This window comes from Vibrio sp. Y176, from assembly GCF_033438945.1.
Genome location: NZ_JAWOQS010000646.1, coordinates 1 through 655, shown reverse-complemented (window position 1 = coordinate 655; position 655 = coordinate 1). Strand labels below are relative to the sequence as shown.

At 46.9% G+C, this 655-nt stretch carries 1 protein-coding gene; it reads left to right on the top strand.

All coding sequences use genetic code 11. The features are described from left to right. Nucleotides 1-145: 145 nt before the first annotated feature. Nucleotides 146-655, top strand: a 510-nt coding sequence (locus R7O13_RS27845) for a ferric reductase-like transmembrane domain-containing protein (protein WP_318305322.1), incomplete at its 3' end; no start/stop codon positions are given.

Genomic DNA, 655 nt, shown 5'->3' with positions numbered 1-655 from the left:
GATTTTCTGTAGGATTCTGCGCAATACCTCCAAGTTTATTATTGATCTTAGGTATATTGTGGGTTTACTCAACTTTACGAATATTGACGTTGCATTACGCTAGAAAAACTAAACTAGAGTTGTCGTCAATTTGAGAGTGATGTTCATGAAAACTGTACGAAATTTTGTATGGATGATAATTGCCGCCGTGTCTGTGTTGTGGTGGATGAGTGAACCGCAACTGCTGTCCTCGACCCAATTCTTCCAATGGCGCTCCGCGCTTATTCAATATTCTGGTGTTTTGTCGTTGGCTTTGATGTCTATTGCGATGGTGTTGGCGCTGCGCTTACCTGTGATCGAGCAATGGGTTCACGGGATGGATAAGGCTTATCGTGTGCGTAAATGGCTCGGCATTGCGGGGGTTAGCCTCGGAGTCGCGCATTGGTTGACGTATAAAGTGCCAAAATGGCTAGTGTGGGCAGGAGTGCTCGACAAACCAATTAAACACACCGGAGGGGGGCCCTCTGGGAACAACTTTGTCGGTTTAGAACTCTGGGTCAAAGAGCTGCGCGATGTGGGGCTTGGTTTGGGGGAGTGGGGTTTTTACCTGCTCTTAGCATTGCTCGTGGTGTCATTGTGGACGGTTGTTAAATACAAGCCATTTAAGTTGTCGCAT